Below are 24,224 nucleotides of genomic sequence, written 5' to 3'. Positions count from 1 at the left end.
CGGCCATGGCCACGGTCACGCCCATGACGCGACGCGCCCCGGACACGCCCCCGCGCGTGCTGATGTATGCGCCCGACAACCGCCACCACGCGCGCATGGCGGCCAAGCTGGCCGGCTTCGCCGACGTGGCCTGGCTGGACAGCCGCGACATCGCGCCCTCGCTGCTGGTGGCGCAGCAGACCAGCTGGGTGATGGTGCTGCTGGATTACACCAGCGCCAACGCGCAGTACTCCTGCGAACTCGCGCGCCAGCTGCTCGCGCTGATGCCCGAACTGCCGCTGGTGGCGGTGGGCGCGGCGGGCGCCGACCAGGGCGCGATCCTGCTGGCGGCGATGCGCGCGGGCGTGCGCGATTTCATCGACATCGAAAGCCCGGCCGAAGACGTGCAGCGCAACGTGCAGCACGTGCTGGCACAACGCCCCGCGCCGCGCGCGCCCACGCCGGCGGAAAGCCCCGTCGTGCAGCCGCGCGGGCGGCTGGTGGCGCTGCTCGGCAGCCGGCCGGGCGTGGGCGTCACCACGCTGGCGGTACAGCTGGGCACGTCACTGCATGCACTGGGCGAAGGCGCCGACGCGCCGTTGCATCGCCATCTGCTGCTCGACCTGGGGCAACCGGCCGGCGATGGCGCGCTGTATCTCAACCTGCATCCGGATTTCCATTGCGAAGATGCCCAGCGCCATCTCGCCCGGCTCGACGCCACGCTGGCGCGCACCGCGCTGGCGCACCACGCCAGCGGGCTGGCGGTGCTTGGCCAACCCGGCGGCGCACCGCCCCCGGTGCAGGACCCCGCGCCGCTGATGAACCGCCTGCTCGGCGTGTTCGACCTGGTGGTGTGCGACCTGGGCGGCCTGTCGCCGCAGCAGTTGCCCATCGCCCTGCTGCGCCAGGCGCACGAGGTGTGGATCGTGGGTGACCAGAGCATCGGCGCGTTGGTCTCGCTGGACCTGCTGATCAAGGAACTCGATGCCCAGCAGTTGCGCGATGAACGTTGCCGGCTGATCGTCAACCGCTACGACGACAACCACGGGCTCTCCCGCCACGCATTGGCCGAGCGCTTCGACCTGCCGCTGCTGGCCACCCTGCCCGACCGCGCGCGCGCCCTGCGCGCCTGCGCCGCCGAGGGCCAGCTGCTGTCCCAGCAGTCGCCCCAAGATCCCTACCTGCGTGCCCTGGCGCCGTTGCTGCAGCGCCTGGAGCCCGGGCATGCACCGCCACCGCCCGCCACTGCGCTGCAGCGACTGGCCCGTCACCTGGGTATCCGTCCATGGAAAACAAAGTGACCCCTCTCAATCCCGTTGCCGCGGCACTGCTGGAAGACGCATTGGCCACGCCGCTGGCGTTCGACCAGACCGAGCAGTTCCAGGGCGTGCTGTCCGCGGCCCACGAACACCTGCTCAACCGCATCGAGGACGAGCGGCTGGACGTGGATGCCTGGGCGCCGGACACCATCGCCAAGTACGTGCGCATGCACACCGCGGCGTTCGTGCAGGAATGGCGCATCCCGGTCAACGAGGAGGAGATGGAGCTGGTCGCCGCGGCGCTGCTCAAGGAACTGACCGGCTTCGGCCCGCTGGAGGACCTGCTGCTCGATCCGAGCATCGAGGACATCCTCATCAACGGCTACAAGGACGTGCACATCTCCCAGGGCGGCGTGCTGCGCCGCGCGCAGCAGCGCTTCACCGACGACCGCCACCTGCTGCGCATCCTGCGCCGCATCCTCGCCCCGCTCGGCCGCCGGCTGGACGATTCCAACCCGATGGTCGACGCGCGACTGCCCAATGGCGGGCGCCTGAACGCGATCATCCCGCCGCTGGCGGTCGATGGGCCGATGGTGTCGATCCGCAAGTTCCGCAAGGACCCCTTCACCCCGGCCGAGCTACTCGCCCGCGGCACATTCGACCAGGCCATGCACGCGCTGCTCAACGCGATGGTGCTGGGCCGCTGCAACATCCTCATCTCCGGCGGCACCAGCTCGGGCAAGACCTCGTTGCTCAACGCGCTGGCCAGCTTCGTGCCGCACGACGAGCGCGTGGTGACCATCGAGGACACCGCCGAGCTTTCGCTCAACCACCCGCATGTGGTGCGCCTGGAAAGCCGCATGGGCGGCGCCGACGGCAACGGCGCGATCAGCATCCGCGAACTGGTGCGCAACAGCCTGCGCATGCGCCCGGACCGCATCGTGGTCGGCGAGGTGCGCGGCGCCGAGGTGCTGGAGATGCTGCAGGCGATGAACACCGGCCACGATGGCTCGATGGCCACCATCCACGCCAACTCGCCGCGCGATTGCCTGTACCGCATGGAGATGTTGGCCGGCTTCGCCGGCTTCCAGGGCAGCGAGGAAAGCCTGCGCCGGCAGATCGCCAGCGCGGTGGATTTCATCCTCCAGATCTCGCGCCTGGGCGGCGGCCGCCGGGTGATCACTTCGATCACCGAGATCACCGGCGTCACCGACAACCTGGTCACTACGCAGGAGCTGTTCCGCCACGAAAGCTTCTACGACGGCGAGAACATCGAACGCGACCGCTGGACCGGACTGGGCTTCCACCCGCATTGCCACAAGCTCGAACCGTTCCGCCAGTTCCTGCGCAGCGCCGGCGCGGAGACCTACCTGTGACCCTGGTGCTGGCATTGCTCGGGATAGCGTTGCTGTGCCTGGCCGGCGGCGTGGAGCTGTGGTGGAACGCCACCGCGCGCCAACGCCAACGCGTGGCCGCGCGGCATGCCGAAGAGCGGCTGGCACCGGCGCCCCCCATGGCCGGCGCACCGGGCGGCATCGTCGCCGCCGCTGCCCAGGCGCAAGCCACGCGCACGGCGCCGGCGGGCGCGGCGGTAGTGAAGCTGCCCGGCTGGCGCGCCGCGTTGCGTCGCGCGCAACTGCCCGACCGCCCGGCCACCCTCGCGCTGATCGTCACCCCCGGCGTGCTGCTCGCGCTGGCCTGCGGCTTGCGCATGCATTCGCTGGTGTTCGCACTGCTCGGGTTGGTGCTGTACGCCATCGGCGCGGTGGTGCTGCTGCGCCGGCGCATGGAACGCCAGCAACGCCAGCTGCTGCGCCAGTTGCCCGACTTCCTGGAGAACATGGTGCGCCTGGCCGGCATCGGCAACAGCCTGTCGATGGCGTTCCAGACCGCCACCCAGCAGGTGGCGCCGCCGCTGCGGCCGCTGCTGGACAACGCGCTGCTCTACACGCGCGGCGGCATGGACCTGGACCGCGCCCTGCAACAGGCCTCGCGCCCCTACAAGCTGGCCGCCATGGAAACGCTGGCGGTGGTGCTGGGCACCAGCCTGCGCATCGGCGGGCGCAGCGATCAGATCCTGCAGCGGATGAGCGATTTCCTTCGCGATATCGAACAGGTGCAGCAGGAACTGGCCGCGACCACTTCCGAGACGCGGCTGTCGGCGTGGGTGATCGGCTTGCTGCCGCCGGTCACCGCGCTGGGGATGGCGTTGTTCAGCCCGGCGTTCTTCCGCCCGATGGTCGAGTTGCCCGCCGGCCATGCGCTGCTGTGGGTGGCCCTGGCGCTGGAAGGGCTCGGCGCGTTCCTGCTGTATCGCCTGGCCAAGTCGCTATGAGCGCGGGAGGCGAACCATGCAGATGCTGATTGCCGCCGCGTTGGTCTCCTTCGCGCTCGCCGCGCTCGTTGCGGCCGCCGGCCTGCTCGCGCGCGGCCGCGGCAGCGAACGTGCCGAAGCGGCGCTGCGCACCGCCTTGCAGGACACGCCCGGCGCGGCCGCCGCGCCGGGTGCCGGTGCGCGCGGCACGGGCCTGCTCGAACGGCTCGCCGCGCTTGGCCGCCACCTGGAGGGCAGCCGCGTGCAAGGCTGGCTGCTCGCGCCGGAAGACCGCCTGCTGCTGGAGCAGATCAACTGGCACCACCGCTCCGGCACGGCGATTTTCCTGTCGTTGCGCGTGCTGCTGGCGCTGCTGGTACCGATCGTGCTGCTGGCGGCGCTGCAGCCGGCCGGCGCGCGCGCCGTGGCCGCGCTGGTGCTGGGGCTGGCCAGCGGCCTGCTGCTGCCCAAGCTGGCGCTGCGCAGCTGGGCGCAGCGGCTGCGCAGGCGCGCCCACGACGAACTGCCCATGCTGATCGACCTGCTGCGCCTGCTGCAGAGCGTGGGCTTCAGCATCGACCAGAGCCTGCAGATGCTGGGCGACAAGCTGCACGCCGCCATCCCGCTGCTGGGGCGCGAGTTGCAGGAAGCCAACATCGCCTACATCCACGGCCGCACGCGCGCCCAATCGTTGCGCCGCATCGGCGAATCGTTCGGCGACGAGGACCTGCGCAGCCTGGTGCAGATGATCGTGCAGGTGCACCAGCACGGCGGCGCGATCCAGGAACCGTTGCGCCAGTTCAGCGCGCGCCTGCGCGAATCGCGGCGCATGAAGCTCAAGGACAAGGTCGGCAAGCTGTCGGTGAAGATGACCGTGGTGATGATGGTCACCCTGCTGCCGGCCTTGATGGTGGTGCTGTCCGGCCCGGCGATCCTCGCCCTGGCCGGCGCGATGAAGAGGATGGGCTCATGAAGCGTGTCGTCCTGTACGGTGCGCTGCTCGCGCTCGCCGGCTGTGCCCACGAGGGATACCTGCGCGCGCCGGTCGCCGACGCCAGTGCCGTGCCCGATCCGAAGGAGGACCGGGCGGTATACGTGGGGCTGATCCAGCGCATGCAGCAGGAAGGGGCGTGGTATGCGTCGCTGGCGCATATCGAGGCGTACCGCCAGCGCTACGGCGACAGCCCGCAACTGCGCGCACTCCAGGCCGAGGCGCTGCGCCGCACGGGCCAGACCGAGGCGGCCACCACGATCTACCGCGGCCTGCTCAAGGGCCCGCAGGCGGCCGCGGCGTGGCACGGGCTGGGGCTGATCGCCGCCGGCGCGGAGCGGCCGGGCGAAGCGGAGGACGCGCTGGCGCGCGCGGTCGCGCTGGAACCGCTCAATGTCGATTATCTCGGCGACCTCGGCTTCCATCGCCTGCGTGAAGGCGAAGGCGCGCAGGCGCGCGCGCCGCTCGCGCAGGCCGCCGAGCTGGCCCCCACCGACACCCGCGCGGTCGCCAACCTGGCGCTGTGGACGCTGCTGCACGGCGAGGCGAGCCAGGCCGAGGCGATCATGCGCCAGGCCGCCTTGCCGGAGGCCACGCGCGGGGAGATCTACCGGCTGGCCGGCAGCCTGCGCAACGCGCGTCCGCGCACGCCGCCGGCGCGCGGCAACGCCAGCGGCGTGGCCGAGGCGCCCACCGCGCCGCGTGGCGCGATCCTCGCACCGCCTTCGATGCTGCAACGTTTCGGCGGGCCGTCCGCCACGCCCCAGGAGAACACGCCATGAGCCGCCGCTTCGTGCGTCCCCTCGTCCGCGCCACGTGGGCGCTGTGCATGCTGGCCGGCGCGGCCGCCGCGCAGACCCCGCAGACACCGTTGACCGGCGAGCGCATGGGCACGGGCGTGGCGCCGGCGGCGGCCACGCCGCTGCCGCCGGCCACCTCGCCCTTCGAGACGACCGCATCGCCGCCCGCCCCCGGCGCGCCGGCACGCCGAGAGATCGGCGACGCCACGCGGGCGCTGCTGCGCCTGCAGGCCGCCGGCACCTACGCCGCGCCGGCGCGCCCGATGCTCGGCGACCAGGCGAGCCTGGCGTACCAGCGCTACCTGGATTCGTTCAAATACCCGATTCCCGAGCGCTTCGACTTCAACCTCAAGCAGTCGCAGGACGGAGGACACTGAGCCGATGCGCGCCGGCCGCTTCACCGCGCCGACGCAGCGGGGCGCCTCGGCGCTGACGCTGATGCTGCTGATGATCGCGCTGTCGGCGATGCTGGGGCTGGTGGAGATCGGCTACCTGTACTGGTCCAAGCGCGACCTGCAGAAGATCGCCGACCTCGCCGCGCTGGCCGGCGCGCAGCAACTGGAAACCTGCAACGCGGCCGGCACCGACAACGCCGCCGCGCGCGGCAACGCGTTCAAGGACAACGCCTTCGACGGCACGTTCCAGGCCCGCTGCGGCTTCTGGAACCTGCAGGCGCCCGACGCGCCACTGGTGGCCGCCGACGCGGGCCATCCGCTCAATGCGGTGCAGGTGGAACTGCGCCGCGGGGCGTTGCCGATGTTCGGCAGGGTGGAATCGATGCCGCAGGTGCGCGCCTCGGCGGTGGCGCGCCGCGCCGCGCCCGTGGTCGCCTTCAGCGCCGGCGCCAAGCTGTTGAACGTCGATGGCGCCGCGCCGCTGCAGCAACTGCTCAAGACCGTGGGCGTGGACCTGAGCAGCACCGAGGTCGCCAGCTACCGGGGCCTGGCCCAGCTCAAGCTCACCCCGCGCGGCCTGTTGCAGGCGCTGGGCATCCCCGTGTCTTCGGACCTGACGCTCGGCCAGCTCAACGGCCTGCTCACGCGCAGCCAGATCAGCGTGGGCCAGCTGCTGCAGGTGATGACGTCCCTGGCGAACCAGCAGCAGCTCGCCGGCGTGGACCTGTCGCTGCTGCAGCAGCGGCTGGCGGCGGCGAACCTGGACAGCGCGCAGCTGCAACTGGGCTCGGACGATGCCAACGCGGGCCTGTTCGCCAGCCTCGTCGCGCCCGACGGCGATGCCAACAGCGCATTGGACGTGGAGCTCAACGCGCTCGACGTGCTCGGCAGCGCGATCAGCGTGGGCAACGGCCGCCATGCGGTACAGGTGCAGCAGCTCAACCTGCTCGGCGCGGTGACCGCGCAGGCGAGCATCGTCGAGCCGGCTTCCATCGGCATCGGGCCGGTCGGCACCACCGCGTACAACGCGCAGGTGCGCGTGCGCCTGGACATCGACACCGACCAGCTCGCCCTGCTCGGACCGCTCGTCAAGCTGCTGGGCATCCGCCTGCACCTGCCGGTCTACATCGACGCGGTGGACGGCTACGCACGGCTGAAGGATGTGGACTGCGCCAGCACGCCGCAGCGGGCGAATTTCGACGTGCTGTCCAGCGTGTCCAACATCTGCGTCGGCAAGCCGAGCGGCGACTGGCGCAGCACGCGCGAACTGTGCTCGGCCGCCAATCTCGGCAACGAGCAGTTGGTCAAGCTGTTCGGATTGAACGTGCTGACCGACCGCATCGTGCTGCCCGTGCTGCCGGCGCAGGACACGTTGTGGGTGCCCGAGGGCGGCACCGGCTCGGTGGCGCCCAACCCGTTGCAGGTCGGCACGCTGCTCTCCCAGCTCACCGACGCGTTGTTCAACGCGCTGGGCAAGCTGTTCCAAACCAGCGGCAGCAACGACGACACCGCCAGCAGCCTCGCCACGCAGTACCTGGAGGCCACGCGCAAGAGCAGTGGCGCCTACGACCCGCAAGCGGTCATTGGCGCGCTGCGCAATGGCACCGGCGGCCTCGGTGCGCTGGGCGACTGGCAGACGAAGATCGTCAAGTGCGACAGCGTGCTCGGCCTGGTCTGCACGACCCAGCAGGGCAGCGTGTGGGACGGTTTCCTCGGCACCACGCAGATCAAGGGCGGGCTGGTCGGCGGCCTGCTGGATGCGTTGGGCCTGACCTCCTGCGGCGGCCTGGTCGCCGGGCTGGCCTACAACACCTGCGTGCGCGACAACCTGGCCAAATACCTGCAGACCCGGCCCGGCGGCCTGGGCGATACGAGCTACAACCCACAGACCGGCACCGGCAGCTGCAACACCGTGTTGTGCGCGCTGCTCAAACCCGTGATGGACGCCACATTGCGGCCGCTGTTGAACGGTGTCGGCACGCTGCTGGGCACCACGCTGGACCAGGTGCTGGGGCTGCAACTGGGGCGCACCGATGTACGCGTGGACGACATCCAGTGCCACGCTGCGCAACTGGTGCGATGAACACGTGGCCAGGCCTGTCCAGCCGCGGTTTTTCGCTGCTAGACTCGCGATCAGGAACGCGGCCGCGCGCGTGCGGCCTGCCATTACCAACGGGGATTGAAGGGGAATGAAACAAGCCAAGCACATGGCCTTCTGCTGGCTGGCCATCGGCATCGTTGTGGGCACCACCGCGTGCACGTCGACGGCCTCGGCCGCGCGTGGTCCGGTTCCCGTGTCCACCACCAACACCGTGATGCCCAGCGAAAATACGGTGGGCAATACCGCCGCCGAACTGCGCCGCTTGATGGATGCCCAGCAGCTCACCGAGCTGCGCACCACCTACAACGGCAACTACGGCGCGAGCCTGCTGTTTCATGCCGAGTCGCTGAACTACTACGTGGCGCTTTTCCACGACAAGGAATTCTGGCGCGTGATCCGCACCGACTCGGCCGACAACGCCGAACAGGTGTACCGCACCTTCGTCGAGCAGACCGCGCAGTTGTCGCAGGTGTACATCGACACCATCCGCCTGCAGGCCGGCAAGGCCTATACGGACCGCATGGTGCAGATGAACGAGAAGCGCCTGCAGGGCCTGCAGCAGGAACTGGAGGCGCAGCGCCAGCAGGCCGCGGAGGTCAGCGCCGCCCTGCAGCAGAACCAGCAGCAGGCGGTGACGCTCAGCTCGGACCTGCGCAACAGCAATTCCCAGCTGGATGCATTGCAGCAGCGCATCAAGGCGTTGCAGGCCCAGCAAGGCGATCCCAGCCTGGCACTGCCGGCCACGCCGCCACCGGCGGCCGCCGAGCCGGCCACCGCGCCGGCGCCGACCAGGCCTTGATCCGACGCGCGCGCCCCCGGGCGCGCGTTTTCGTTGGAGCCGCCACGGCCCCCACTCGCCTTGAGACCCGGGCTTTTGTCACCATAAAGGGGAATTCGCCTACACCGAACCCCGATCATGTCCGACAAGCCGCACGTATTCGACGCCACTACCGCGACCTTCGAGGCCGACGTCCTGCAGAAATCCCTGCAGGTGCCGGTGCTGGTGGACTTCTGGGCCACCTGGTGCGGCCCGTGCAAGACGCTCACCCCGATCCTGGAAAAGCTCGCCGCCGAGTACCACGGCGCGTTCGTGCTGGCCAAGGTCGATGTGGACCAGGAGCAGCAGATCGCCGCAGCGTTCCAGATCCGCTCGGTGCCCACGGTGTTCCTGGTGCAGGGCGGGCAGATCGTGGATGGTTTCCCCGGCGCGATGCCGGAGGGCCAGCTGCGCGAGTTCCTGGCCCAGCACGGCGTGGTGCCGGGCGAAGCCGCCCCGGCGGAGGAAGTGCCCGCGCCGGTCGTGCTGGATCCGCAGGCCGAGGTCGCGCGCCTGCGCGAGTTGGCTGGCGCCGAGCCGGACAAGGACGAGCACAAGCTCGATCTGGCGCTGGCGCTGCTGCGGGTGGGCGAGGCGGAAGAAGCCGGGCGCCTGCTGGATGCCCTGCCGGCCAACCTCGCCACCGACGATCGCGCCGTGCGCGGTCGCGCCCGCCTGGGCTTCGCCAACGCGCTGAAGGATGCGCCGCCGCGCGAGGTGCTGGCGCAGGCCTTGGCACAGGACCCGAGCGACTCGCGCGCGCGGCACCTGCTCGGCGTGCGCTTGCTGGTCGAGGGCCAGGACGAAGCCGCGCTGGAGCAGTTCATCGAACTGCTGCGCACGGATCGGACCTATGGCGAAGGCCTGCCGAAGCAGACGCTGATCGACGCGTTCCGGGTGATCGAAGACGAAGACCTGGTCGGCAAGTACCGCCGGAAGATGTCCGCGTTGCTGTTCTGATGCGAAGCGAAGGCCCGGTCAACCGGGCCTTCTGCTGCAGGGGATGCGTAACCCGAAGACGCCCGCGCGCGTGCTTCTGGCTGGGACTTCAGTCGCGGCCCGGCACGCCTTCAGTCGCGGCTGAAGCCGCCCCTGCACCAGCGCCCGTACCGGCGCGTATGGTAGGCTTCGAACCCCGCCCCTGCCGTTCGCTGTCAGCATGAAAGCCTCGCTGTTTCGTCTCGGCCTCAATCTGTGGCCGCCGTTCCTGTTCCCCGGCATCCGCGTCGTCGAACTGTCCGAGGATTACCGCCACGCGCGCGTCGAGCTGCGCATGCGCCCCTGGAACCGCAACTACGTCGGCACCCACTTCGGCGGCAGCCTGTTCGCGATGACCGATCCGTTCTGGATGCTGCTGGTCATGCACAACATCGGCCGCGACTACTACGTGTGGGACAAGGCCGGGGCGATCGAGTTCGTCAAGCCGGGCCGCGGCACGGTCAGCGCCGAATTCCGCATCGACGATGCGGTGCTGGACGAACTGCGCCAGGCCACCGCGGGCGGCGAGAAGACGCTGCGCTGGTTCGAGAACGAGGTCATCGACGCGCAGGGCGACGTGGTGGCCAAGGTCCGCAAGCAGCTCTACGTCAAGCGCAAGCCCGGCCGCTGAGCGACTGGCGCAAGGGCGCGCGCTCGGGCCAGAATCGACCGACTCCCATCCGGCCCCGTCCATGCGCCCGACCCCCCGCCTGCTCGCCTGTGCCCTGCTCGCCACCCTGCCCGCGCTCGCCTGCGCCGCGCCCCACCGCAGCGCGCAGCAGATCCTCGATGCCTCGCCGGCCAGTGACTGGCGCACGCTCGATCCGGCCAACACGCTGTACCTGGAGCTGGCGACCGGCCGGGTGGTCATCGAGCTGGCGCCGCAGTTCGCGCCGCAGCATGCCGCCAACATCCGCACGCTGGCCACCGAGCACTTCTGGGACAACACCAGCATCTACCGCGCGCAGGACAACTTCGTCGTGCAGTTCGGCGATGCCGATGCCGACGACGCCGCCAAGGCCAAGCCCATGGGCTCGGCGAAAACCCACCTTCCCGCCGAATTCGCCCGGCCCTCGAAGGGCCTGGCGTTTTCGCGCCTGCCCGACAGCGATGGATGGGCACGCGAGGTCGGCTTCGTGGATGGCTTCCCCGTCGGCCGCGATGGCGCGAACGGGCAGACCTGGCTCGCCCACTGCTACGGCGCGGTAGGCGCCGGGCGCAATAACGCGCCGGACAGCAGCGTTGGTGCCGAGCTGTACGTGGTAATCGGGCAATCGCCGCGCCAGCTGGACAACAACATCACCGTGGTCGGCCGCGTGGTCAAGGGCATGGAACTGCTCAGCGCCACGCCGCGCGGGCCCGAGCCGATGGGCTTCTACGAGGACGCCGCGCAGCGCACGCCGATCCGCGCGATCCGCCTGGCGAGCGAGGTGCCCGAGGCCGAGCGCACCCCGCTGCAACTGCTGCGCACCGACAGCCAGACCTTCCGCGATGTCGCCGAGGCACGGCGCAACCGCGTGGACGATTTCTACAAGCGCCCGGCCGGGCACATCGACTTGTGCAACGTGCCGCTGCCGGTGCGCACGCCGAAGTAAGGCTTCAGCGCTTCTGGCTGAAAGCCACGCTGCCGAGGATCAACGCACCGGCGGCGAGCATGCGCGCGGTGATCGGCTCGTGCAGGAACAGCCAGGCGAACAGCGCGCCGAACACCGGGATGAGGTAGGTCACGGTGGAGGCGATCGCCGGGCCGACACGGTAGATCAGCCGGTAATACAGCAGGAACGCGAAGCCGGTGCAGAACATGCCCAGCGCGATGGCGCTGGCCCAGGCCAGCGGCGGCACCGGCTGCTGCGGCCAGTGGGTGAGCGCGAACGGCAGCAGCAGGACGGCGCCGCAGCCCAGCGTGGCCGCGCCGGAGGCGGCCGGCGGCAGGCCGGTCATGTGGCGCTTGACCAGATTCACGCCGACGCCATACAGCAGCGCGGCCAGCGCGCCGGCCAATACCGCCGGCCCGATGCTCAGGCCGGCCGACTTGCCGGTAGCCAGCACCACCACGCCGACGAAGCCGATCAGCAGCGCCACCGCGCGGCGCGCGCCGATCTTCTCGCCGAAGAACAGGAACACCACCAGCGCGGCGAACAGCACCGTCATCGCGTTGCAGATCGCGCCGATCGCCGCCGGCGCGCGCTCGGCGCCCCACGCGAACAGCAGGAACGGAATGGCCGAGTTGACCAGGCCGATGGGCGCCAGCCACAGCCACCGGCGCGGCGGGAACAGTGCGCGCGATTTCCACAGGAACGGCGCCAGCACCAGCGCGCCGAGCAGCAGGCGCACCTCGACCAGCGCGAGCGGACCGAACGGCTGCGCGGCGATGCGCATGAACAGGAACGAGCAGCCCCAGATCGCGCCGAGCACGCCCAGTTCCAGTGGGGTGCGCCAGTCGCGCCCGCGCGCGAGGCTCGCTTCAGCGGTGTTGTTCATGCCGTCTCCTGGGGGGTCCGCTTGTGGGGTTCGACGATGATGCGCCGGCGCAGGATGCGCACCTGCGCGACCATCAGCAGGCGCAGGTCGCGTACGAGGTAGTCGGCCAGGGCTGCGTCGTCGATGTCGTCGCCTTCGATGTCCAGCCGGAAATCCTGCCCCTGCAGGCCGCCGCCGTTGCTGAATTCGATCTCGAAATCGAAGACCACGCGGTGCGGGGAAGCGTCCATGTCGAAGGGGAAGGCCGGAAGAGCTGCCAGCATCCGCCCGCCCGGCGGGCCGGACAAGCGCGTAGTATCACGCGCAGCGACAAATCTGATTCGTGGCTCGCCCGTGAACCTGCGCCCTACCCTGCTCCCCGCCCTGGGCGTCTTCGCCGTCGCCGCCCGCCACCAGAACTTCGCCCTGGCCGGGGCGGAGCTCCACCTTACCGCCAGCGCGGTGAGCCACCACATCCGCAAGCTCGAAGCGATGCTGGGTGCGCCCCTGTTCCAACGACACGCGCGCGGCGTCACCCTGACCACCGAAGGCCGGCAGCTGGCCGACGCCGCCAGCGCGGCGCTTTCGGACCTGGGCGCGGTGGCCAGCAACCTGCGCCCGCTGCCTGACACCGTACCGCTGCGTGTGACCACGCTGCACTCGATTTCCTACTGCTGGCTGCTGCCGCGCCTGCCGCGCTTCTGCGCGCTGCACCCGCACGTGCGCGTGGAAATCCACACCGGCGGCGCGCTGGCGCGGTTCGACGACGGCGGCCCGGACCTGGGCATCCGCTATGGGCCGGGCAACTGGCCGGGCCTGACCGCCCTGCCGCTGATGGAGGACGCGCTGTTCCCGGTGGCTTCCCCGGCGCTGCCCCAATTGGCGCAGCTGCGCACGCCGGCCGACATCCTGCAGCTCCCGCTGCTCTCGGACATGTCGCCGCAGAGCTGGCGCGATTGGCTGCGCGCAGCCGGCGTGCGCGGCGTGCGCCTTCCGCCGATGCACAGCTTCAGCGACAGCACCGAGGCGCTGCGCGCGGCGGTCTACGGCATGGGCGCGGTGCTGGCGCGCAAGCTGGTCGCACAGCCCTACCTGCAGCGGTACGAACTGGTGCGGCTGCCGGGGCCTTCGATGCAGCCGCGTTTCGCGTATTACATCGTGCATCCAGAACACCAGACGCCGAGCCCGGCCGCGCAGCTGATGATCGACTGGCTACGCCGCGAGGCGCTCGACGAGCGCACCCCGCTGCCGCCGCTGCCGGCGGAGTTGATGGGGTTGCCGGGGTGAGCGCCATCCTCACTTGGCGTTGCCCCGCGCTTGCCTAGGCTGGCCTTCCCCTTCATCGGAGACGTTTGCCATGCCCACCCTGCGCCTGCGCATCACCGGCAGCGAGGACGACGCCCGCGCGATCAGCAACCTGTTGTTGAGCCTGGACGGCATCGAACACGTCGAGGAAGTCGACGACCTGATGCCCCACCTGGACGACGACGATTCCAGCTCGGCCGGCCTGTCCGACGACGAAGGCCCCGGCACGCACGAGTTGGAGGTCGAGGCCGGCAACGATTTCACCGCGCAGAAGGTGCGTGATGCGGTGCAGGAGCTGGCGCTGGAGCTGGACGTGTTCGTGGAGTTCGAGGAAGACGAGGGCTGAGGCCCTCGCCCTTGCTGATCGGCGGGGCGTCGCGCAGCGGCGCCCGACGCCTCAGCCCACCCGCCGGCGACGACGACGCCACCACGCCCGTGCCACCCACAGCAGCACCAGCGCCAGGATCGCCGGCGGCAACACGCCCGCGATGAAGCGCACCACCCACGCCACGCTGCCGGTGAAGATCGCGCCGGTGTCCGCGAAGGCCTGGCCCAGTTCGCTGCGCCGCTGCTCGGTGCCGATGGCCTGGAAGTTGATGGTGAGCCGCTGGGTATCGATCCGCCGCTGCTGCTGCGCCGCTTCCTGCCCCGCCACCTGCAGGCCGCTCTCGATCTCGGCCAGGCGTTGGGACAAGGTCAGCAGGTCCGCCATCTTCAAGTCACCGCGGCGCTGGTACTCCAGCAGGCGCGCATGCTCGTTCTCCAGCCGTGCCCGGGTCAGCCGGGTGTCGGCGACCTGTTGCGCCAGATCCTCGGCGCGGGTGCTGCGCGAGGCGATATCGCCGCCTTCGCCGGCCAGCTTCAGCAGCGGCTCCACGCCCGCCGGTGCGGTGCGCACGGTGATGTCGCCGCCCGGGTAGGGCTCGCCGCGCTGCCCGATCTGCAACACCGCGCAATCCCCGAAGCGGGCCTGCTGGCACGCATCGCGCACCGCGGCGATGTGTGCCGGAATGTCGGCCCCCGGCAGGCGCACGCTGGCGTCGTGTTCGTAAGCCAGGAACGTGCCGGGTGGCGGCGCCAGCATCTTTGCAGGTGCCGGCGGCGGCGCGGGGGGCACCAGGCCCGCGGCTTCCGCGGCCATCGCCGCGGCGTCCGCCGCCGCCGCGGCGGCGGCTTCCGGCGAACCCCCGGCATGCCTGCCGCAACCGGCGCCCGCCAGCGCCAGTGCCAGCAGCCACCCGGCCCTGTGCAGCCGGGTCAAAGGCTCGCCCCATCGAACGCGTTGATCTTCAGGGCGGCCAGGTCCAGCGCCGGCACGCAGCGCAGGTTCACCGCCGCCATCAGCTGGCCGGAGCGCGGGTCCACCGCCTCGCTGTAGGGGGCGATCCCGCATTCGCGGCAATAGTGGTGGGCGATATGGTGGTGGTTGAAGCGGTATTCGCCTTGGGCCTCGGCCTGGGCATGCAGCGCCAGCGCGTCGCGCGGGCCGAACCAGAGCAGGCCCCCGCGGCGCCGGCACAGCGAACAGTTGCAGTCCATGGCCTCGGTGATCGGGGCTTGGGTGGTCAGGGTGAACGCGATCGCGCCGCAATGGCAGCTTCCTTCGTACTGCATGGCCGTCCCTCCCGTTGGAGCGGCTAAGGTAATCCAAAGGCATGTGCGCCGGCACGCCGGGCGGCCTATGCTCGGCGTTTTCGTCCACTCCGGGATCCCCGATGCGCAAGACCCTGCTCACCGCCGCCCTGCTGGCTGCCCTGGCCGGCTGCCAGAAACAGGCCGACACCGCCCCCACCGCCGAAAACCCCGCCGGCGCCGCCAGCGCCGCGACGACGGCCGATGCGCGCTTCGCCGAGCTGTCCAAGCAGGCGCTGGATACCTGGATGCAGCTCTCGCCGGTCGGGGCCACGCAGATCGGCGACCACCGCTTCGATGGCCAGATCGACGACCTCTCCGCCGCCGGCCGGCAGAAGGGCCTGGACGCCAGCAAGTCGCTGCTGGCGCAGCTGGACAAGATCGACGTGGCCCAGCTCTCGCGCGAGAACCAGGTGGACGCGGCGATCCTGCGTAACCAGCTGCAATCGGACATCTGGAATACCGAGGTATTGCAGAGCTGGGCGTGGGACCCGCAGGTCTACAACAACGTGGCCGGCAGTGCGATCTACGGCTTGATGGCGCGCGAGTTCGCGCCGCTGCCCGAGCGCATCAAGTCGGCGACCGAGCGCATGGAGAAGATCCCGCAGATCTTCGCCCAGGCGCGCGAGAACCTGGACCCGGCGCGCGTGCCGCTGATCCATGCGCAGACGGTAGCCAAGCAGAACCAGGGCATCCTTTCCATCGTCGATACCTTCATCACCCCGCACCTGGGCGAGCTGGCGCCGGCCGACGCGGCGCGCACCAACGCGGCGATCGACGGGTTGAAGAAAGCCGTGGCCGAGCAGCAGAAGTGGCTCGATGACACGCTGGTGCCCAATGCCAAGGGCGATTTCCGCATCGGCGCGGAAAAGTACGACCAGAAGCTGAAGTTCGCGCTGGTGTCCTCGCTGTCGCGGCAGGACATCAAGCAGCGCGCCGAAGCCGAACTCAAGCGGGTGCGCGGCGACATGTACGGCATCGCGCGCGAAGTGCTGAAGGACAAGCCGGGCGCGCCTGCGCTGCCAGAGAATCCGAGCGACGAGCAGCAGCAGAAGGCGATCGAGGCAGCGCTGGAGTTGGCGTACGCGCAGCATCCGGCGCGCGACAAGGTGGTGGACGATGCCAAGGCGGCGCTGAAGTCGGCGACCGATTTCGTGCGCGAGAAGGACCTGGTGACGCTGCCGGATGCGCCGGTGGACGTGATCCTGATGCCGGAGTTCCAGCGTGGCGTGGCGGTGGCGTACTGCGATTCGCCCGGCCCGCTGGACAAGAACCTGGCGACCTTCTTCGCGATTTCACCGATCCCGGACGACTGGACCCAGGCGCAGTCCGATTCGTTCCTGCGCGAGTACAACTCGCGGATGATCCACCTGCTCTCGATCCACGAGGGCATCCCGGGCCACTACCTGGAAGGCTGGCATTCCTCCAAGTTCCCCTCCACGCTGCGCGCGGTGTTGCGTTCGGGCATGTTCGCCGAGGGCTGGGCGGTGTACACCGAGCGGATGATGCAGGAGCAGGGCTACCTGGATAACGACCCGCTGTTCCACCTCGTGCAGCTGAAGTTCTACCTGCGTTCGATCGCCAATGCGATCCTCGACCAGGGCGTGCACGTGGACAACTGGAGCCGCGAGCAGGCGATGCACCTGATGACGCACGATGCCTTCCAGCAGGAGAGCGAGGCATCGGGCAAGTGGGTGCGCGCGCAGCTGTCCTCGGCCCAGCTGCCGACCTACTTCGTGGGCGTGCAGGAGCATCTGGATACGCGCAAGGCGGTGCAGGAGAAGCTGGGCGACAAGTTCAACCTGAAGGCCTACCACGACCAGATCCTGTCCTACGGTGCGCCGCCGGTGCGCTTTGCGCGCGAGCTGATGCTGGATCAGCCGATCGAGTAAGCCGCCACACGCGAGGGCGGCCCCTGGTGCCCGGGGGCCGCCTTTTTTTTGCGCTCGCCCAGCCGATGTGGCCACGCCGTCAGCCTGGGGCTTTGGGCTATGCTCTTGGCCACGGCTCGCCTGGGGAAGCGGTACCCACCGCTGGGGCGCGCCGCCGACAGGACGACAGCGCATGAACGCAGGGAAGAACGGGCCCGAGGGGCTCGGCGGTTGGCTGGCGCTGGTGATCATCGGGCTGTGCTTCAGCCTGGTGCGGATTCCCTGGACCATCGCCACCGACCTGATGCCCGTCCTGTCCAACGGCACGCTCGCGCAGCTCACCGATCCGCAAGGCGCGGCCTATCACCCGCTGTGGCTGCCGCTGATCGTGTTCGAATTCGCCGCCAACTTCTTCATGATCGCCCTGACGGCCGCCACGCTGACGCTGATGCTGGCGCGCTCACGCTACACGCCCGTCCTGGCCATCACGCTGTACGCCAGCAGCGTGGCGATCGTGAGCCTGGACCTGATGGCCTGCAACCTGATTCCCGCGCTCGCCGAACAGCCTGTCGATGGCGAATCGCTGCGCGAACTGGGACGGTCGCTGGTGGTCGCGCTCATCTGGATTCCCTACTTCCTCGTCTCCAAGCGCGTGCGCGCCACGTTCGTGCGCCGTTGGCCGGCATTGCCCGGACGCACGGCGGCGCCCGCTATCCCGCCGCTGCCGCCCCGCTAGGGCAAGCGCAAGCGGCGGGCTGCCCGCGGCGTGGAGGACTTCCCGGCGGAGCATTCGCCGCCGGAGTTGCCTCACCCGCGCGCCGGTGTTCGTGGAGAGCGTCGCGGTTTCGCCACGGCGATTGCGCCGTCGCTTGAGAGGGCATGCGACATTCACTAGGCTGCACGCGGGAGCGCCGCGCAAGGGCGGCGACGTAATCGATCAAACGGGGAAAAACATGGTTCTGCGCAAGGGAGGGCGCGCGCCACTGGCCGTTGCCGTGGCGACGGTCGTGTGCACGATGATGCTGGCGGGATGTGGCGGTGGTGGCGGCGGTGGTGGCGTTCGCAGCGAGGCACCGCCTGCCGGCGGCACACCGCCAGTCACACCCCCACCCCCTCCGCCACCGCCGCCCGTGACGCCCCCGCCGGTGACACCTCCGCCGGTCGTGCCGCCACCGCCCCCTCCGCCGCCTCCGCCTCCGCCACCGCCGCCTCTCCTGCGCGCGGCGCCGGTGGACAGCGCACCGCTCAATGCGCACCTGTCCATCACCGGCGCAACCGGGCCTGGCACCGCGACGAACGACGTCTTTCGCATCGGCCTGGTGGACAGCGGCGTCTCGGCCGTCCGGCTGCGGCCCATCGTGCCGAAGGTTCCGCAATACGTGGTGGACCCCGCAGCCAAGGACACCTCCGTGGACGACCGTGCCGGCCACGGCACCGAGGTGGCGCAGATCATGCTGGGGCGCGCGATGGACGGACACCCCGGTGGCGTCGGCCAAGCCACGCTGCTGTCCGTGCGCTATCTCCAGGACGATCTGTCCGGCACCCAGCACGTGCAGGCCGGCGACGGCTTCGACGCGGCGATGCAGTGGCTGGTCAGCCACGAAGCGGACGTCGTGGTCTTGTCCCCCACGCTGCGGTGGAACGACGAGGCCGGTCGATCCGAACTGCAGAACGGCCTGGCGCGCGTGACCGCAAGCGGGGGCCTGGTGGTGGTGGGCGCGGGCGACGACATCGACGATCACCAACCCTCGGCGTTGGCGCTGCTGCCCTTTTCCGGCAACGATCCCGCGCACCTGCGCGATCACTGGTTGGTGGTGGGCGGGGTTTCCAGCCTCGAGCCGGGCCTGATCTCGGCCACGTCCAATGCCTGCGGCGCGGCGCGCGACGTGTGCCTGTTCGCCCCGGCGGACGTCAAGACGCTCACGCCGGCAGGCACCAGCCCGGTCGATGCCCATGGCACCGAATACGCGGCTGCGCAGGTCGCGGGCGCGGCGGCACTCGTCTCCTCCTACCTGCCCTACCTGACCGGTGAACAGATCCGGCAGGTGCTACTCGGCACCGCCACGGATCTTGGCGACCCGGGCGTGGACGACGTCTACGGCCATGGCCTGCTCAACATCGCCAAGGCGGTCAAAGGGCCCGCGCGCCTGGATTGGGGCGACCTGCAGGTCGACCTGGATCGCAATGGCACGCAAGGCTGGGCCGGCGAGTGGTCCAACGACATCAGCGGAACCGGCAACCTCACCATCGACGGGGGCGGCACCCCGCGGCTGATGTGGATGTCCGGGCACAACACCTATACCGGCACCACGACCGTGCAGGACGGCCCCACGCTGGGCGTGTTCGGCTACCAGGCGGGCGATTTCGTGGTGCGGCACGATGCATACCTCACCTTGGCAAACGGCGCGGAAGTCGCCGGTGGCATCGACGTGAGTGACAACGCCGGCCTGCTGCTGGGGTCGGGCAATAACTGGAGCCGGGCCACGGGCACGCGCGTCACCGTGGGGGGCGATGTCCACAACGCGTCGCGCGTGTTCACCTCCACCGCGAACATGGCCATCCGCATCGGTGGCGACTACACGCAGGCGGCCAATGCCACGCTGGGCTACTACCTGTCCGAGCAGCCGTTGGAGATCGGCGGCACGGCGCAGCTGGCCGGCACGCTGAACATCGCCGGCCTCGCGCAGGGCTACACGTTCAAGGCGCAGACCGATGTGCTGCGCGCGGAGCAGGTGCAAGGCCAGTTCGACACCGTGACCAACTCGATCGGCTATTACCTGCTGAGCGCAACGCCGCATTACGAGAGCGACCGCGTGTGGTTGGAGCTGGTGCGCAACAACGTCACCACCACCGCGCTGCACATGGGGCTGACCGCAGCCGCGGTCGGCGGCGCGCAGCGCGTGGAGCACGCGTTCGGCGAACTTGACGCCGGGGCGACGACGCCCGACCCGCAGTTCGCCGCCGCCGCGGGCGCCCTGCAAGCGACCTCCTCCGCGGCGCAACTGGAACGTTCGCTGGGAAGCCTGTCCGGCGAACTGCATGGCCTGGACCTGGCTTTCGCACAGGCCGCTGCGGATGCATCGCTGCGTGCGCTGGCCTCGCGGCTGGACGAGGCGAGCGAAGGCGCCCCGGCCGGCGGCTGGTCGGCCCGCTTCGATCGCCAGCAGCAGGCGGCAGGCTATGGCCTGCAATCGAGCGGCTGGCTGAGCGGTTACGACCTGTCGCGCGGCCAGACGCTGCTGGGCCTGTCCTTCGGCAGTTCGCAGGGCGATGCGTGGCAGGCCGGTCGCTGGGACCGCGCGCGCAACCGCCTCACCGAGGGGCAGGTGTACGCCGACTGGCGCTTCGGCCCGCATGGCTACCTGCTCGGCAGCCTCGCGTTCGGCCAGGGCCAGCGCCAGGTGCGGCGCGAGATCGACCTGGCGGGCGACCGGTCTCTCGTCGGTTCGGACTATGTGCACCAACAGGCCAGCGCCAACCTGCAGGCAGGCCTGCGTGTGCGTTGGGGCCATACGGCATGGGTGCCGTACGTGGGCATGCAAGCCATCGACAGTGAACACGGCGGCTTCAGTGAACAAGGCGCCGCGGGCTTTGGGCTCACCACGGCGGACACGCGCTCGCATGCCACGCTGGGCATGCTTGGTGCACGCTGGCAGCGCGCCGCGGCCGGTCGCTGGCAGTGGGAGGGCCGCGTGGAGTGGCAGCACCTGCTGTCGGCCTCGGCAGACCTGACGGCACGTTTCACCGCGCTGGACGCCTGGAGCACGCTGGCCGCCGAGGCCCTCGCACCGGACGTCACGATGTTGGATATCGGCCTGCAACGCGCCTTCGGCACCGACGCGCGGCTGCGCCTGGACCTGGGCGTGCGCGATTCCACCTTCGGCCGCGACGGGCAGGTCACCCTGGGCTGGAAGCAGGTCTTCTAGCCAGCACGCACGGGGGACGTGCGTGGCATCATGCCGTCCCCCGAAACGCCCGGCAGCCCATGTCCGCGCCCCATCGCACCCCCCTGCCGATCCTGGCCGTACTCGGCTCGATCACCTCGCTGTGCTTCGGCACTTCGCTGGCCAAGCACCTGTTCCCGTTGATCGGCGCGCCCGCGACCACGCTGCTGCGCGTGGGCTTCGCCGCGCTGCTGATGTTCGCCGTGCAACGTCCGTGGCGGGCCTGGCCGGCGCCGCGTGCGCTGGCGCTGGTGGCCGGCTACGGCGTGGTGCTCGGCGCGATGAACCTCTCGTTCTACCTGGCGCTGCGCACGATTCCGTTCGGCATCGCGGTGGCGATCGAATTCACCGGTCCGCTGGCGGTGGCGCTGCTGTCCTCGCGACGCGCACTGGACTTCGTCTGGATCGTGTTCGCCATCGCCGGGCTATCGCTGCTGGTGCCGCGCGGCAGCCTGGACGCGGCCCTCGACCCGGTGGGCGTCGGCTGGGCATTGCTCGCCGCGCTGTGCTGGGCGCTGTATATCGTGACCGGCCAGCGCGCCGGCCAGGCCGGTGGCCGCGCCACCGTGCCGCTGGGGCTGCTGGTCGCCACGCTGGTCGCGCTGCCGTTCGGCGCCGGGCAGGTGGGCGCCGTGTTCGGCACGCCGGCATTGCTGGCATTCGCCGCCGGCGTGGCGCTGCTTTCCAGCGCCATTCCGTATTCGCTGGAGATCTACGCGCTCAAGCACCTACCGCGGCAGACATTCGGCATCCTCCTGAGCCTGGAGCCGGCGGTGGCCGCGCTGGCCGGTTGGGTGCTGCTGTCCGAAGCCCTGAGCAGCCGGCAGTGGCTGGCCATCGGCTGCATCATGGTGGCCTCGGCCGGTGCGGCGCTGGCGGCACGACGCGGCAAGCCGGTGGCGGTGCCGCTCGACGGTTGAGGCGAATCCCGCGCGGTCGTCGCGTCAGCCGCGCCGGCCCGCATTGGCCGGCGTCATCGGGCCGCGGCCGCAGCCGCTCCAACCTACGGGCATCCCGCTAGGCGTCCGCCGCCACGAAGCCGCCGGTCTGCCGCGCCCACAGCCGCGCGTACAGTCCGCCGCGCGCGATCAGCTCGGCATGCGTGCCGCTTTCCACGATGGCGCCGCGGTCCATCACCACCAGCCGGTCCATCCGCGCGATGGTGGACAGCCGGTGCGCGATGGCGATGACCGTCTTGCCGGCCATCAGGTCGTCCAGGCTTTCCTGGATCGCGGCTTCCACTTCCGAATCCAGCGCCGAGGTCGCCTCGTCCAGCACCAGGATCGGCGCATCCTTCAGCAGCACGCGCGCGATGGCGATGCGCTGGCGCTGGCCGCCGGACAGCTTCACGCCGCGCTCGCCCACATGCGCGTCGTAGCCGCGCCGGCCCTCGCCGTCCACCAGTGAGTCGATGAACGCCGATGCCCGCGCCTTCTCCACCGCGGCCTGCACCTGCGCCGGCGTGGCATCCGGGCGGCCGTAGAGCAGGTTGTCGCGGATCGAGCGATGCAGCAGCGAAGTGTCCTGCGTCACCACGCCGATCTGCCCGCGCAGGCTTTCCTGCGTCACGTGCGCGATGTCCTGCCCGTCGATGAGGATGCGGCCCTGCTCCAGGTCGTAGAGCCGAAGCAGCACGTTCACCAGCGTGGACTTGCCCGCGCCGGAAGGGCCGACCAGCCCGATCTTCTCGCCCGGGCGCACCTGCAGCCCCAGCCCGGCGATCACCCCGCCGCGCTTGCCGTAGTGGAAGTGGATGTCCTGGAAATCGACCTCGCCGCGCCTGACCACCAGCGGCCGCGCGTCGGGCGCGTCCTGCACCTGCAGCGGCTGGGAGATCGTCTGCATGCCGTCCTGCACGGTGCCGATGTCTTCGAAGATGCCGTTCACGGTCCACATGATCCAGCCGGACATGTTGTGGATGCGGATGACCAGCCCGGTGGCCAGGGTGATCGCGCCCACGCTCACCTGCCCGCGGTTCCACAGCCACAGCGCCAGCGCGCAGGTACCCACGATGAGGAAACCGTTGGCGATGGCGATCCAGGTATCGAGCGCGGTGGTCATGCGCGTCTGCCGGCGGTGCTTCACCGCCAGTTCGTCCACCGCGTCGCGCACGTACGCCTGTTCGCGCCCGGCGTGCGCGAACAGCTTGAGCGTGGCGATGTTGGTGTAGCCATCGACGATGCGGCCCATCGCCTTGGAGCGCGCGTCGGAGGCGATCCAGGCGCGCTCTTTCATGCGCGGCACGAACCACGCCATCAGGCCGACGTAAACCACCAGCCACACCAGCAGCGGGATGGTGAGCACCGGGTCGGCGCGCGCGAACAGCCACAGCGCGCTGCCGGTGTAGACCACGATGTACCAGAGCGCATCGACCATCTGCACGGCCGACTCGCGCAGCGAGGTGCCGGTTTGCATCACGCGGTTGGCGATGCGCCCGGCGAAGTCGTTCTGGAAGAACGCCAGGCTCTGCCGCACCACGTAGTTGTGCATGAGCCAGCGCGTGCGGTTGCTCAGCCCCGGCACGATCGCCTGGTTGACCAGCAGGTTGTGCAGGGCCACCAGCAGTGGCCGCGCCACCAGCGTGATGCCGGCCATCCACAGCAGTTCGTCGACGTGGCGCTGGAAGAAGCCCGGCCCGGGCCCTTCGGCCAGCAGGTCGACGATGCGCCCGAGGAAGTCGAACATCGCCACCTCCACCAGCGCCAGCAGCAGGCCGGCGACCAGCGTGGCGAGCAGCACCGGCCAGATCGGGCGCAGGTAGTGCAGGTAGAAGCGCCACACCGTTTTCGGCGGCGGCGCGGTTTCGGGCCGAGGAAAGACCTCGATCAGTGATTCGAACCAGCGGAACATGTGCGACATGTGGGGATTATCGCACCTGGTTGTTAGGCGGGCGGTGATGCGGGCGGTGGTGTGGACGGCGGGCGGGCTGTGATGCGGACGGCGAGCGGGCTGTGGTGCGGACGGTGAGCGGACTTACGGTGCGGGCGCCGGCCTGCCGTATAGGGGCGTCACGGCTCGGGCGAACGTCCTGTTCGACTCGCCGCACGCGGGCCATCCATGGCCCGCTGACGCCCCTATACGGCAGACCGGCGCATGGCGCGTCAATGTTCCCACTTCGATAGCGGTGCGCCAGAGAGTGGGTAGGGGAAGAGCAAAAGCAAGAGCAAAAGCCGGGGGCCGCGACCTCTCTGATATCTCAACAATCTCTCTTCGCTTGCTTTGCTTTGCTTTGCTTTGCTTGGCTTTGCTCTGCCTTGGCTTTTCCAATCCGGTCGTGATGATCTGGAGGGTCTGCGGGGGCGGGGCCCTTTCGGGACCGTAGGCGACATGGATGTCGCCTACGAGCCCCCATGGATGGGTTCACGGCGTGTCCCGAAA

Annotated in this window: 22 protein-coding genes; 17 read left to right on the top strand and 5 right to left on the bottom strand. The window is 70.1% G+C overall.

The features are described 5' to 3' along the window. Positions 1 to 23 precede the first annotated feature (23 nt). From P6166_RS03590 to P6166_RS03540, 11 genes are all read left to right on the top strand, one after another. On the top strand, positions 24 to 1,280 hold the full coding sequence (locus P6166_RS03590) for a fimbrial protein (RefSeq protein WP_277763165.1): 1,257 nt from the start codon (positions 24 to 26) through the stop codon (positions 1,278 to 1,280). Continuing rightward, positions 1,265 to 2,614, top strand: coding sequence for a CpaF family protein (locus P6166_RS03585; protein ID WP_277763164.1), 1,350 nt, complete (start codon positions 1,265 to 1,267; stop codon positions 2,612 to 2,614). Before P6166_RS03590 ends, P6166_RS03585 begins: the two co-directional genes overlap by 16 nt. Next, positions 2,611 to 3,573 (top strand): type II secretion system F family protein, encoded by a 963-nt coding sequence (locus P6166_RS03580; RefSeq protein ID WP_277763163.1) that lies wholly within the window; start codon positions 2,611 to 2,613, stop codon positions 3,571 to 3,573. The genes P6166_RS03585 and P6166_RS03580 overlap by 4 nt, the downstream gene beginning before the upstream one ends. Before the next feature lie 16 nt (positions 3,574 to 3,589). Further along, positions 3,590 to 4,525, top strand: coding sequence for a type II secretion system F family protein (locus P6166_RS03575; RefSeq protein WP_277763162.1), 936 nt, complete (start codon positions 3,590 to 3,592; stop codon positions 4,523 to 4,525). Then, positions 4,522 to 5,325: a Flp pilus assembly protein TadD gene (locus P6166_RS03570; protein WP_277763161.1), complete on the top strand. Its 804-nt coding sequence runs from the start codon at positions 4,522 to 4,524 to the stop codon at positions 5,323 to 5,325. Before P6166_RS03575 ends, P6166_RS03570 begins: the two co-directional genes overlap by 4 nt. Continuing rightward, on the top strand, positions 5,322 to 5,720 hold the full coding sequence (locus P6166_RS03565; RefSeq protein ID WP_277763160.1) for a DUF3613 domain-containing protein: 399 nt from the start codon (positions 5,322 to 5,324) through the stop codon (positions 5,718 to 5,720). The genes P6166_RS03570 and P6166_RS03565 overlap by 4 nt, the downstream gene beginning before the upstream one ends. A 4-nt stretch (positions 5,721 to 5,724) precedes the next feature. Then, the gene (locus P6166_RS03560) at positions 5,725 to 7,821 is read left to right on the top strand and encodes a pilus assembly protein TadG-related protein (RefSeq protein ID WP_277763159.1); all 2,097 of its coding nucleotides are present in this window, start codon (positions 5,725 to 5,727) and stop codon (positions 7,819 to 7,821) included. A gap of 106 nt (positions 7,822 to 7,927) precedes the next feature. Then, a complete protein-coding gene (locus tag P6166_RS03555; protein ID WP_277763158.1) occupies positions 7,928 to 8,638 on the top strand; it encodes a DUF2968 domain-containing protein in 711 nt (236 codons plus the stop codon). A gap of 117 nt (positions 8,639 to 8,755) precedes the next feature. Then, on the top strand, positions 8,756 to 9,616 hold the full coding sequence (trxA, locus tag P6166_RS03550; protein WP_277763157.1) for a thioredoxin: 861 nt from the start codon (positions 8,756 to 8,758) through the stop codon (positions 9,614 to 9,616). A 199-nt stretch (positions 9,617 to 9,815) separates the two neighbouring features. After that, positions 9,816 to 10,265, top strand: a complete 450-nt coding sequence (locus P6166_RS03545) for a DUF4442 domain-containing protein (RefSeq protein WP_277763156.1) — start codon at positions 9,816 to 9,818, stop codon at positions 10,263 to 10,265. 61 nt (positions 10,266 to 10,326) lie between these two features. After that, positions 10,327 to 11,229 carry a peptidylprolyl isomerase gene (locus P6166_RS03540; RefSeq protein WP_277763155.1) on the top strand — a complete coding sequence of 301 codons (903 nt, stop codon included), beginning with the start codon at positions 10,327 to 10,329 and terminating at the stop codon, positions 11,227 to 11,229. Positions 11,230 to 11,233: 4 nt separating this feature from the next. On the opposite strand, the gene P6166_RS03535 is transcribed toward P6166_RS03540, so the two are convergent. Next, complete coding sequence (locus tag P6166_RS03535; protein ID WP_277763154.1) at positions 11,234 to 12,115, bottom strand: DMT family transporter; 882 nt, start codon at positions 12,113 to 12,115, stop codon at positions 11,234 to 11,236. Then, positions 12,112 to 12,345 (bottom strand): cyclase, encoded by a 234-nt coding sequence (locus tag P6166_RS03530; RefSeq protein ID WP_277763153.1) that lies wholly within the window; start codon positions 12,343 to 12,345, stop codon positions 12,112 to 12,114. Before P6166_RS03530 ends, P6166_RS03535 begins: the two co-directional genes overlap by 4 nt. A gap of 103 nt (positions 12,346 to 12,448) precedes the next feature. On the opposite strand from P6166_RS03530, the gene P6166_RS03525 reads away from it, so the two are divergent. Both P6166_RS03525 and P6166_RS03520 read left to right on the top strand, forming a co-directional pair. Continuing rightward, entirely contained in the window at positions 12,449 to 13,381 is a 933-nt protein-coding gene (locus tag P6166_RS03525; protein WP_277763152.1) for a LysR substrate-binding domain-containing protein, read from the top strand. 70 nt (positions 13,382 to 13,451) lie between these two features. After that, complete coding sequence (locus tag P6166_RS03520; RefSeq protein ID WP_277763151.1) at positions 13,452 to 13,745, top strand: hypothetical protein; 294 nt, start codon at positions 13,452 to 13,454, stop codon at positions 13,743 to 13,745. Between the two features lie 51 nt (positions 13,746 to 13,796). On the opposite strand, the gene P6166_RS03515 is transcribed toward P6166_RS03520, so the two are convergent. Together P6166_RS03515 and P6166_RS03510 are read right to left on the bottom strand one after the other, a co-directional pair. Then, entirely contained in the window at positions 13,797 to 14,660 is an 864-nt protein-coding gene (locus tag P6166_RS03515) for a DUF4349 domain-containing protein (protein ID WP_277763150.1), read from the bottom strand. After that, complete coding sequence (locus P6166_RS03510; RefSeq protein WP_277763149.1) at positions 14,657 to 15,013, bottom strand: GFA family protein; 357 nt, start codon at positions 15,011 to 15,013, stop codon at positions 14,657 to 14,659. The genes P6166_RS03515 and P6166_RS03510 overlap by 4 nt, the downstream gene beginning before the upstream one ends. Positions 15,014 to 15,114: 101 nt before the next feature. On the opposite strand from P6166_RS03510, the gene P6166_RS03505 reads away from it, so the two are divergent. The 4 genes from P6166_RS03505 (at position 15,115) to P6166_RS03490 (ending at position 21,766) form a co-directional block, all read left to right on the top strand. Beyond that, the gene (locus P6166_RS03505; protein WP_277763148.1) at positions 15,115 to 16,923 is read left to right on the top strand and encodes a DUF885 domain-containing protein; all 1,809 of its coding nucleotides are present in this window, start codon (positions 15,115 to 15,117) and stop codon (positions 16,921 to 16,923) included. A gap of 172 nt (positions 16,924 to 17,095) precedes the next feature. Continuing rightward, a complete protein-coding gene (locus P6166_RS03500; RefSeq protein ID WP_277763147.1) occupies positions 17,096 to 17,638 on the top strand; it encodes a DUF2569 domain-containing protein in 543 nt (180 codons plus the stop codon). A gap of 493 nt (positions 17,639 to 18,131) precedes the next feature. Next, the gene (locus tag P6166_RS03495) at positions 18,132 to 20,828 is read left to right on the top strand and encodes an autotransporter domain-containing protein (RefSeq protein ID WP_277763146.1); all 2,697 of its coding nucleotides are present in this window, start codon (positions 18,132 to 18,134) and stop codon (positions 20,826 to 20,828) included. A gap of 59 nt (positions 20,829 to 20,887) precedes the next feature. After that, complete coding sequence (locus P6166_RS03490) at positions 20,888 to 21,766, top strand: DMT family transporter (RefSeq protein WP_277763145.1); 879 nt, start codon at positions 20,888 to 20,890, stop codon at positions 21,764 to 21,766. 97 nt (positions 21,767 to 21,863) lie between these two features. On the opposite strand, the gene P6166_RS03485 is transcribed toward P6166_RS03490, so the two are convergent. After that, complete coding sequence (locus P6166_RS03485) at positions 21,864 to 23,696, bottom strand: ABC transporter ATP-binding protein (protein WP_277763434.1); 1,833 nt, start codon at positions 23,694 to 23,696, stop codon at positions 21,864 to 21,866. Between the last annotated feature and the right edge of the window lie 528 nt (positions 23,697 to 24,224).

The sequence above is a fragment of the Stenotrophomonas sp. HITSZ_GD genome (genome assembly GCF_029543105.1).
Classification (GTDB): Bacteria; Pseudomonadota; Gammaproteobacteria; order Xanthomonadales; family Xanthomonadaceae; genus Stenotrophomonas_A.
Note: the sequence above shows the minus strand (reverse complement) of the source record. Positions and strands in the feature narration are given on the sequence as shown.

Excerpts from the sequence above, each read along its gene's own strand:
- P6166_RS03590 (WP_277763165.1), top strand. The coding sequence starts at position 24 with ATGACGCGACGCGCCCCGGACACGCCCCCGCGCGTGCTGATGTATGCG.
- P6166_RS03585 (WP_277763164.1), top strand. The coding sequence starts at position 1,265 with ATGGAAAACAAAGTGACCCCTCTCAATCCCGTTGCCGCGGCACTGCTG.
- P6166_RS03575 (WP_277763162.1), top strand. The coding sequence starts at position 3,590 with ATGCAGATGCTGATTGCCGCCGCGTTGGTCTCCTTCGCGCTCGCCGCG.
- P6166_RS03570 (WP_277763161.1), top strand. The coding sequence starts at position 4,522 with ATGAAGCGTGTCGTCCTGTACGGTGCGCTGCTCGCGCTCGCCGGCTGT.
- P6166_RS03565 (WP_277763160.1), top strand. The coding sequence starts at position 5,322 with ATGAGCCGCCGCTTCGTGCGTCCCCTCGTCCGCGCCACGTGGGCGCTG.
- P6166_RS03560 (WP_277763159.1), top strand. The coding sequence starts at position 5,725 with ATGCGCGCCGGCCGCTTCACCGCGCCGACGCAGCGGGGCGCCTCGGCG.
- P6166_RS03555 (WP_277763158.1), top strand. The coding sequence starts at position 7,928 with ATGAAACAAGCCAAGCACATGGCCTTCTGCTGGCTGGCCATCGGCATC.
- trxA (WP_277763157.1), top strand. The coding sequence starts at position 8,756 with ATGTCCGACAAGCCGCACGTATTCGACGCCACTACCGCGACCTTCGAG.
- P6166_RS03545 (WP_277763156.1), top strand. The coding sequence starts at position 9,816 with ATGAAAGCCTCGCTGTTTCGTCTCGGCCTCAATCTGTGGCCGCCGTTC.
- P6166_RS03540 (WP_277763155.1), top strand. The coding sequence starts at position 10,327 with ATGCGCCCGACCCCCCGCCTGCTCGCCTGTGCCCTGCTCGCCACCCTG.
- P6166_RS03535 (WP_277763154.1), bottom strand. The coding sequence starts at position 12,115 with ATGAACAACACCGCTGAAGCGAGCCTCGCGCGCGGGCGCGACTGGCGC.
- P6166_RS03530 (WP_277763153.1), bottom strand. The coding sequence starts at position 12,345 with ATGGACGCTTCCCCGCACCGCGTGGTCTTCGATTTCGAGATCGAATTC.
- P6166_RS03520 (WP_277763151.1), top strand. The coding sequence starts at position 13,452 with ATGCCCACCCTGCGCCTGCGCATCACCGGCAGCGAGGACGACGCCCGC.
- P6166_RS03510 (WP_277763149.1), bottom strand. The coding sequence starts at position 15,013 with ATGCAGTACGAAGGAAGCTGCCATTGCGGCGCGATCGCGTTCACCCTG.
- P6166_RS03505 (WP_277763148.1), top strand. The coding sequence starts at position 15,115 with ATGCGCAAGACCCTGCTCACCGCCGCCCTGCTGGCTGCCCTGGCCGGC.
- P6166_RS03500 (WP_277763147.1), top strand. The coding sequence starts at position 17,096 with ATGAACGCAGGGAAGAACGGGCCCGAGGGGCTCGGCGGTTGGCTGGCG.
- P6166_RS03490 (WP_277763145.1), top strand. The coding sequence starts at position 20,888 with ATGTCCGCGCCCCATCGCACCCCCCTGCCGATCCTGGCCGTACTCGGC.
- P6166_RS03485 (WP_277763434.1), bottom strand. The coding sequence starts at position 23,696 with ATGTTCCGCTGGTTCGAATCACTGATCGAGGTCTTTCCTCGGCCCGAA.